The organism is Pseudomonas arsenicoxydans, from assembly GCF_006438915.1.
Lineage (GTDB): Bacteria > Pseudomonadota > Gammaproteobacteria > Pseudomonadales > Pseudomonadaceae > Aquipseudomonas > Aquipseudomonas arsenicoxydans_A.
This window is the reverse complement of sequence record NZ_RCZE01000036.1, coordinates 1-2,131: the sequence shown is the minus strand read 5'-3', so window position 1 is coordinate 2,131 and position 2,131 is coordinate 1. Positions and strand designations below refer to the sequence as shown.

Annotated in this window: 3 protein-coding genes; 2 read left to right on the top strand and 1 reads right to left on the bottom strand. The window is 55.7% G+C overall.

Going from position 1 to position 2,131, the window contains the following annotated elements; all coding sequences use genetic code 11:
* A partial coding sequence (locus EAH78_RS32040) for an IS5 family transposase (RefSeq protein WP_140672346.1) occupies positions 1-476 on the bottom strand: 476 nt, incomplete at its 3' end.
* Positions 477-828: 352 nt separating this feature from the next.
* Here EAH78_RS32040 and EAH78_RS32035 point away from each other — a divergent pair.
* Both EAH78_RS32035 and EAH78_RS32030 read left to right on the top strand, forming a co-directional pair.
* Positions 829-1,554, top strand: coding sequence for a glycerophosphodiester phosphodiesterase family protein (locus EAH78_RS32035; protein WP_240051964.1), 726 nt, complete (start codon positions 829-831; stop codon positions 1,552-1,554).
* A 346-nt stretch (positions 1,555-1,900) separates the two neighbouring features.
* A partial coding sequence (locus EAH78_RS32030) for a transposase (protein ID WP_140672344.1) occupies positions 1,901-2,131 on the top strand: 231 nt, incomplete at its 3' end.

Sequence of the window (2,131 nt, the reverse complement as noted above, 5' to 3'; positions counted from 1 at the left end):
TCGCGCTTGCCGCCCCTATTCTTGGTCGAAGTTGGCGCATCGATCAGCGTGGCATCGACGATGGTGCCCTGGCGCAGCGACAGACCACGATCCCCCAGATAACCATTGATCACCCCGAGAATCCCTGCCGCCAACTCGTGCTTTTCCAGCAAACGACGGAAGTTGAGGATGGTGGTTTCGTCAGGAATGCGCTCCAGGCTCAGCCCCGCAAACTGGCGCAGAATCGTCGTCTCGTACAGGGCTTCTTCCATCGCAGGGTCGCTGTAGCCGAACCAGTTTTGCAGCAGGTGAACACGCAGCATCACCACCAGCGGATAGGCCGGACGACCGCCATCACCCTTCGGGTAATGCGGTTCGATCAGAGTAATCAGCCCCTTCCACGGCACCACCTGATCCATCTCGATCAGGAACATCTCTTTGCGGGTCTGCTTACGCTTGCCGGCGTATTCGGCATCGGCGAAGGTCATCTGCTTCATGGAAAACTCGTCGGGTGGAATCTGGGTATTTTGCCTAAATTTGGAAGTCTTCTTCAGAGTTTCCCTAGCGTTTGTCTTCGCCCTCAACTTTGTCAAGTTGACATCCTAGACCCTGCTCCGGCCATCTCAATCAATGGACATTTTGACCGTAAGTTTACGCTTTCTAGGAGTTCTTGACTGTCTATTTGGGTACACTCATATAGACATATCACGTACATGGAGCAATAGCTCTCATCATAGCGATAACTTAATGCGGAACACTCGACATCCCCTTGCGCTGCTAATCGCTGACCTCCTCATGAGCGGCTGCTCCCTCCTACCTGTTTCCGATACTATGGACGAGTACCTGCCAATGATCGTGGCCCACCGAGGCGGGGCGGCGGATTTTCCGGAGAACACTCTGCTAGCTATCGACAATGCGTTGCGCAATAACGTCGACATGCTCTGGCTCACCGTACAACTGAGCAGTGACGACGTACCCGTGTTGTATCGGCCGACCGACCTGAGTGCCAATACCCAAGGTTCCGGAGCCGTGGCCGGGCAAACATGGGCCCAGCTGCAACAACTCAACGCCGGATGGCAGTTCACACAAACAGCAGCGGACGGCCAAGTGACCTATCCCTATCGGACCCAGGCAGTATTGCTACCCTCATTGCAACAGGCGATGGCGGTGATTCCAGCCACGACTCCCATCATTCTCGATATGAAAGCCTTGCCGGCCGCCCCTCAGGCCAAGGGTGTCGCACGGGTGCTGGAGCAAAACCACGCCTGGAACCGGGTGCTCATCTACTCCACCGATGCCAGCTACCAGCAGGCTTTCACTCAGTATCCTCAGGCACGGCTATTCGAATCCAGGGGCGATACTCGTGACCGTTTGGCAAGCATCGCCCTGGCACACAGCTGTAATCCGGCGTCGCAAGCCGATAGCTGGGTGGCGTTTGAATATCAGCGCAAAGATGAACTGGTCGAAAACTTCACCTTGGGCGCGCTCACCGGTGAATGCCAAACTGTGGACGCCCGAGGCCATCGACTGCTTTCAATCCAAGGGCAAGTCGAGCATTTTGGCGATTGGGGTTAACAGCGACGATGACTACCGGGCCGCGGCTTGCCTAAAGATCGATGCGGTACTGGTTGACTCGCCGCGCACGATGCGGGATGTGAAGCAACGGCTCGAACGCCCGCTGCAATGTGATTCAAATTCAAATTCGCATCGAGGTGACTGATTAGTTCTGCTTGGTATTGCTGCAATAATGTCAGGCCAAGCGAAGGATCTCCTTTCGCAACTACGTTTGGGTGGAGAAATGCGAGTCCGAGGCGTCGAATGCAAGCTAGCTTGCAATTAATGTGAGCTGGGGACCCTAGGGGGCGTTCTCATTTGAGCTAAGCAGGGCCATTCGATACCCTTGGGCTATTTGGGTTAACTGATGAGCTGCTATAGGTTGCGTACCGATCAATGGGAGCGCATCAAGGAACTGCTGCCGGGTAAAGCCAGCGACCGAGGCGTGACCGCCCGCGATAACCGCCTGTTTGTAGAGGCGGTACTCTGGATTGCCCGAACTGGCGCGCCCTGGCGGGATCTACCTGAAACCTACGGTCACTGGCATCGGGTCTATGTGCGTTATAACCGCTGGTCACGCAAGGGCGTTTGGTTGCAG